This window comes from Archangium sp. (assembly GCF_036388035.1).
Classification (GTDB): Bacteria; Myxococcota; Myxococcia; order Myxococcales; family Myxococcaceae; genus Archangium.
Genome location: NZ_DASVSO010000028.1, coordinates 1 through 6,504, shown reverse-complemented (window position 1 = coordinate 6,504; position 6,504 = coordinate 1). Strand labels below are relative to the sequence as shown.

Here is a 6,504-nt window from a genome sequence, read left to right as displayed (position 1 = left end):
GCCCTGCGCACCAGCATCCTGCGGCTGTACGGCGAGCACGTCGAGCACACGCACCCGGGAGAGCTGTCCGTGGCGCTGGGGGAGGTGGAGCGCTTCAACCAGGCCTTCGACGAGCTGATGGCCGCCGCCATCGCCCGCCATGCCCGCTCGCGCGAGCGCACCTTCCAGGCGCTCGAGCGCATCTCCCAGGCGGCGCTCGGGACGGAGAACCTGGACGGCTTTTTGCCCAAGCTGCTGCGCGTCATGTTGGAGGTCACCACGGCGGTGGACTCCGTCACGCTGCTGCTGCGCGAGGGCGACGTCCTGCGGGCGAGGGCCTCGGTGGGGCTGGAGGAGCTGGTGACCTCGGGCTTCAGCGTCCGGATGGGCGAGGGCTTCTGCGGGAGGATCGCCGCGGAGCGCCGTCCGATGGGGCTGCGCTCGGCGGCCACGGCGCCGCAGGTGAAGTCGGGGGTCTTCCGGGCCCAGGGCACCCGCGGGCTCTACGGGGTGCCCCTGCTGCAAGGAGACGAGGCCCTGGGTGTGGCGCTCATGGGCAGCCGCACCGCCTTCGAGTTCTCCGGGGAGGACACGCTGCTCTTCCGGTCCATGGTGAGCCGGGCCACCGCCCTCATCGTCCAGGCGCAGCTGGTCGCCCGCGAGCGCCAGGCGAAGGAGGAGGCGGAGCGGGCCCTGGCGCTGCTGCGCGAGCAGGAGTCCCGCACCGCGCGATTGCAGGAGGTGACGGCCGCCCTGTCGCAGGCGCTCACCAGCGCCCAGGTGGCCGAGGTGGTGGTGGAGAAGGCCGTGCGGGCGGTGGGGGCCGCGGGCGGCTCGCTGGGCCTGCTCTCCGAGGACGGCCAGTGGTTCGACATGCTGGAGACCACCGGTTACGCGGAGGAGGAGGTGCGCGGCTGGAAGCACTTCCCGGCGGACTCGCCCGTCATGTACCGCGACGTGGTGCGCACCGGGGCCCCCGTCTTCTACGAGTCGCTGGAGGCCGTCCTGGTCGACTACCCGTGGTGGAGGGGGCACGCCGAGGTGGAGGACTACGGCGCCTTCGCCTCGCTGCCGCTGCTGGCCGAGGGCAGGCCGCTGGGGGCCATCGGGCTGTCCTTCCGGAGGAGCCACGGCTTTCGCGAGGATGAGCGGGCGTGGATGCTCGTCGTGGCCGGCCATTGCGCGCAGGCGCTGGAGCGCGCGCGGCTCTACGACGCCGAGCTGCGGGCGCGCACCGCGGCGCAGGTGGCGCTGGCCCGCCTCAACGCCATCATGGAGACGGTACCCGTGGGGCTGGGGCTCTGGGACGCGGACCTGCACTTCGCGCGCCTCAACGGACGCCTGGCGCAGTTGCTGGGGCTGCGGCCCGATGAGCCGTTGGGGAAGACGCTGTACGAGGTGCTACCGGACCTCGCGTCCCTGGTGGAGCCGCACTTGCGCCGGGTGTTGGAGACGGGCCAGCCGGTGCTGGACGTGGAGGTGGGCCGCTGGCTGACGGGTTACTACCCGGTGCTGAGCGAGGAGGGCCTCATCCTCGGGTTGGGCGCGGTGGTGGTGGACATCTCCGACCAGAAGCGCGCGGAGGAGCACCTGCGCCAGACGGCGGAGTTCCGCGAGCGCTTCATGAGCATCGTCTCGCACGACCTGCGCAATCCGCTCAACGCCGTCCTGCTGTCGGCCAACGCGCTGCTGCGCTCGGACGACCTGGACGAGCGCCATGTGAAGAGCGTGCGTCGCATCGTCACGAGTGCCGAGCGCATGAGGCGGATGATCTCGGACCTGCTCGACTTCGCGCGGGGGCGGCTGGGGGGAGGCATCCCCATCAGCGCGCGGCTGGTGGACCTGGGCATGCTCTGCCGGGAGGTGGTGGAGGAGCTGGAGGCGGGACGCCCGGGGCGGGAGGTGGTGCTGAAGGCGGAGGGGAACCTCCAGGGCGAGTGGGACGCGGACCGGCTGTCCCAACTGCTCATCAACCTGGGGAAGAACGCGCTGGACTACAGCCCCGAGGCGACGCGCGTGCGCTTCACGCTCCAGGACGAGGGGGAGACGCTGCGGCTGGAGGTGCACAACGAAGGGACGCCCATTCCGCCTGAGCGACTCGCGTCCATCTTCGAGCCCTTCCGGCGGTTCGTGGAGGACGAGGGCCATTCCCCCGCCTCGTCCGGGCTGGGACTGGGGCTCTACATCGTCGAGCAGATCGTCCGAGCACACGGGGGCACCCTCTCGGTGCGCTCCACCGCGGAGGAGGGCACCATCTTCACGGTGCGGCTGCCCCGGCATCCGGTGGGGGCCGGGGTGCACTGAGGCCTCCAGCTCCACCCGCGTCGGGAGTGCCTCCATCCAGATTCGAGGAGGGTGCAGGTGGGGGATTCTTGGGGACGGAGACGAGCCCGCCGTCCCGGTACTCCCAACTGTATCCGGCATCCGGTGGCAGCATCGTCACACCCGGAATGACTCCCGGCTCCTCCGCGGCCATCGGCCCCCGCGAGCCTTCGCGCGGCTGCCAGACGCGTACACCGGGCATGTCCACTGGCTCCGTGACGATTTTCAGGATTCCGCTGTCGGACTTCTCCAGGTCCTCCAGGTCGGGAATGTCCCCCGATTCCGTGACGACTGTCACTGTTCCACCATCGGGAGTTTTCAGGCTCCAGATGTGATCATCCTCATCAATCGCATCAAGAACACGTCGGAGGATGCGACCATCCTTGCTGATCGCGTATTTCGCGCCTGAATCCATGGCGGGCACCCCGTGACCGCAAGAGGCGGGATTTTCTTCGACGTAGACGAAGATGATGTCCTCACGGCGGGTAAACCGGAACGTATGTGCTTGCTGTCTGGCCCTACAGGACAGCTCCAGCTGGGACGTATCCGGAGGGAAGAGATCGTTGGAGACGATCATCAACGCACGCAGCACCTCACCATCCAGTTCATATGTCTTCTCCTCTGCCTTGATCTCGACAAGGCCACCCCCGACGGACAGCGGGAAGATGACCGACCTGTCCTGCTCCGGTCGCGTTGAGAAGGGCTCCCACCTTCGTGTGCAACTCGAGAGGATGATGGCGAGCGAAATGAGGCTTCTCAGTTTCATGATATCCCTGCTGTGGATTCTGGTTGGCGCCCATCCGCCTCTTCTTCAAAGCCGTGGTTTCTTCCGGTTTTTCCAGGCGGCAGGCGCAAGCACCGTTTGCTTCCACTCGCCCCGGGCCTGGGTCCACATCATCATGGACTGTGTTGCCGGAATGTATTGATAGAACCCATCGCAGGTGGGGGCGCCAGGGTCCTTTGATTTCGAGAAGAACGCGATGATGGAGAGCAGGATTTCGCCGTTGTTCTTCGTCTTGATGACCCACTCGTGGACGCTGGCCATCTCTTCGATGAAATGAATGTCCCGTTCGGAGATGTCGGACCCAAACGGGTGGTTGTGAAGAGCGAAGATGTACTTGAGGTCACCCAGCGCATAGCGCGGGTCGCTCACGAACGCAGGAAGGACGCAGCTTTTCTTCCCTGTCACGAGGTCATCCGGCTGTGACAGGTCGGACAGCATGCTCATCTCGTACTTGTGTTCAGGCGTGTAATACAGCCATGCGCAATATTCGGTAGCGGTTCGTGCGGCCAGCTCGGGGTTCGAGTTCTGGAGATGACCCACGGTGGCGTTGGGCTTGGAGAGGATGAGCGGGCAGGCCGCCTTCAGTGCCTCCGGGTAGGAGTCGAACGGCCCGAAGTCCTTCAACGGCCCCGGGATGTGATCTCGATCCTCACCGGGGCCAGGGCGCCAGACGCCCTCAACGGGTCGGGGCGGCGTGCATCCCAGACCGAGGAGAAGTGAAACCAGGAGACGCTGGAGGAACCGCTTCGGCCCGCGCATGGAGCGAACCTATCCTGGTGGGTTCGTCCAGTAACAGCCCTGGCGAAGCCCCGCTCCGCCGGAAAGGCTGAAACGAAGGGCGCTTCCAGGCATCGTAGTCCCGTCATGGTACGTCACGTCATCGTCGTGGGAGCGGGACCCGGAGGCCTGTCGGCGGCCATCAACCTGGCGGGGCTGGGCCTGAAGGTCACGGTGGTGGAGAAGGAGCCGGTGCCGGGCGGGCGCATGCGCGGGCTCACCCTGGGCGAGCGGGGCGAGTACGCCGTGGACACCGGGCCCTCCATCCTCCAGCTCCCCGGGGTGTTGGAGAAGATCTTCGAGCGCGCGGGCAAGCGCATCTCGGACTACGTGAAGCTGGTGCCGTTGGACACCAACACCCGGGTGCACTTCTGGGACGGCACGCACCTGGACACCACGCGGGACACGGCGCGCATGGAGCGCGAGGTGGCGAAGTTCGGCCCGGACAAGGTGCCCGCGCTGCGCCGCTGGCTCCAGGAGGGCCGGGAGAAGTACCCGCTGGCCTACGAGAAGTTCATGGCGACGCACGCCGACAGCCTCGCCTACTACGCGCCCTGGCGGCTGCTCTCCACCCTGCGCTTCAAGCCCTGGCAGACGCTCTACAAGCACCTGGACGGCTTCTTCCACGACGACCGCATCACCTACGCGCTCTCCTACCCCTCGAAGTACCTGGGGCTGCACCCCACCACGTGCTCCTCGGTGTTCGGCGTCATCCCCTACCTGGAGCTGGCCTTCGGGGTGTGGCACGTGGAGGGCGGCTTCCGCTCGCTGGCCCGGGGGATGATGAAGTGCGCCGAGGACCTGGGCGCCACCTTCCGCATGGGGACGCCGGTGGAGCAGGTGCTGGTGGAGTACGGCCGGGCGGCCGGCGTGAGACTGAAGGGCGGCGAGCGCCTGGAGGCCGACGCGGTGGTGGTGAACGCGGACCTGCCCTACGCGGCCCAGAAGCTCGTCCCCTCCGAGTCGCGCGTGGGCACCCGGCTCACCGACGCCGCGCTGGAGAAGGCCAGCTACTCGTGCAGCACCTTCATGGCCTACTACGGGCTGGACCGCGTCTATGACGACCTGCCCCACCACCTCATCTACCTCTCCGAGAGCGCCCGGCGCACGGACCGGGTGGCCCTGGAGGACCAGGAGGTGGACCTGGAGGACCCGCCCTTCTACGTCTGCAACCCGGGCGTGACGGACCGGAGCGGGGCGCCCGAGGGCCACTCCACCCTGTACGTCCTGGTGCCCACGCCCAACACCTCGCGCCCGGTGGACTGGGCGGCGACCGAGCGCACCCTGCGCGAGCGGATTCCAGCCATGCTGGAGAAGGTGGGCCTCGAGGGGGTGCGCGCGCACATCCGGGCCGAGCGCTACTTCACCGCCGAGACGTGGCGGGACGACTTCAACGTCTTCCGGGGGGCGGTCTTCAACCTGTCGCACACCTGGCTGCAGCTCGGGCCCCTGCGCCCCCATGTGAAGAGCCCCAGCGTCGAGGGCCTCTACTGGGTGGGAGGGGGGACGCACCCGGGCAGCGGGCTGCTCACCATCATGGAGAGCGCCAACATCGCCGCCGACTACCTCGCCCGGGAGGCGGGCAAGGGACCCCTGCCTGAGTGGCCCCATGTCCCGCCGGTCGAAGAGGTTCCGGGCAGGTTTCGCGCAGAAGGTGGGTGAGTACCACCCGGAATACATGGTAGGACTTCAAGCCTTCCGTCACGCAAACGCATGAACGAAGCGCTTCAATTACTTCTGACCGATGGTGTGATCGACGAGGTCGTGGGCCGCCTCAAGAGTGGCAAGGAGGCGGACGTGTATCTTGTCCGCCACGGCGGCGAGATCGTCGCGGCCAAGATCTACAAGGAGCGCGAGCACCGCAACTTCCGCAACAACTCGGGCTACCGGGAGGGGCGGCAGGTGCGCAACAGCCGCACCGCGCGCGCCATCGCCAAGGGCAGCCGCTTCGGCGTCCAGGCGGCGGAGGATGCCTGGAAGACGGCCGAGGCCGACGCGCTGGGCAAGCTGTACGCCGCCGGCGTGTGCGTGCCCAAGCCCGTGATGTTCTACGAGGGCGTGCTGCTGATGGAGCTGGTGCTGGACCTCGAGGGTCACCCGGCGCCCCGGCTGGAGGAGGCCTCGCTCACGCCCGAGGAGGCCTCGGCGCTGTACGCCGACCTGCGCAACCAGGCCATCCGGATGCTGTGCTGCGACCTCATCCACGGCGACCTGTCGGCGTTCAACATCCTGCTGGGCAACCGCGGGGCCACCATCATCGACTTCCCGCAGGTGGTGGGCGCGGCGGCCAACAGCCAGGCCGAGTTCTTCTTCAAGCGCGACTTGGAGAACCTGCGCCGCTACTTCGAGCTGGCGGACCCGGGCCTGCGGGCACGCGCGGGTGACGCGAGCGAAATCTGGCGGGCGTACGTGAAGCGCGAGCTGACGCCGGACTTCGAGCCCACGGGCCGCTTCCAGCCGGAGGGGCCGCGCGAGCGCCGTTTCTCCGGAGGGCCGCGCGGCGAGGGCCGCTTCAACGGCAATGGCCCGGGCGACAGGTCCGGCGGTGGGCGTCCTCCTCGGGACGACCGACCGCGCGGCGAGCGCTTCCCCCAGGGAGACCGTCCCCCTCGGGGAGACCGTCCGCAGGGCGAGCGCTTCCC

At 68.2% G+C, this 6,504-nt stretch carries 5 protein-coding genes; 3 read left to right on the top strand and 2 right to left on the bottom strand.

Translation table 11 applies throughout. The features are described from left to right. Positions 1 to 2,283: GAF domain-containing protein (locus VF697_RS01270; RefSeq protein WP_331091434.1), on the top strand; the 2,283-nt coding region annotated here is incomplete at its 5' end. Here VF697_RS01270 and VF697_RS01265 read toward each other — a convergent pair. Both VF697_RS01265 and VF697_RS01260 read right to left on the bottom strand, forming a co-directional pair. After that, complete coding sequence (locus VF697_RS01265) at positions 2,237 to 3,067, bottom strand: hypothetical protein (protein WP_331091432.1); 831 nt, start codon at positions 3,065 to 3,067, stop codon at positions 2,237 to 2,239. The two genes, VF697_RS01270 and VF697_RS01265, sit on opposite strands and share 47 nt — an antisense overlap. Before the next feature lie 45 nt (positions 3,068 to 3,112). Next, complete coding sequence (locus tag VF697_RS01260; RefSeq protein ID WP_331091430.1) at positions 3,113 to 3,844, bottom strand: hypothetical protein; 732 nt, start codon at positions 3,842 to 3,844, stop codon at positions 3,113 to 3,115. Here VF697_RS01260 and VF697_RS01255 point away from each other — a divergent pair. Further along, positions 3,818 to 5,524: a phytoene desaturase family protein gene (locus VF697_RS01255; RefSeq protein ID WP_331091436.1), complete on the top strand. Its 1,707-nt coding sequence runs from the start codon at positions 3,818 to 3,820 to the stop codon at positions 5,522 to 5,524. The two genes, VF697_RS01260 and VF697_RS01255, sit on opposite strands and share 27 nt — an antisense overlap. 87 nt (positions 5,525 to 5,611) lie before the next feature. Then, a partial coding sequence (locus tag VF697_RS01250) for an RIO1 family regulatory kinase/ATPase (RefSeq protein ID WP_331091428.1) occupies positions 5,612 to 6,504 on the top strand: 893 nt, incomplete at its 3' end.

What these genes read in the sequence shown, in the direction of transcription:
- VF697_RS01265 (WP_331091432.1), bottom strand. Translation starts at nt 3,067, where the DNA reads ATGAAACTGAGAAGCCTCATTTCGCTCGCCATCATCCTCTCGAGTTGC.
- VF697_RS01260 (WP_331091430.1), bottom strand. Translation starts at nt 3,844, where the DNA reads ATGCGCGGGCCGAAGCGGTTCCTCCAGCGTCTCCTGGTTTCACTTCTC.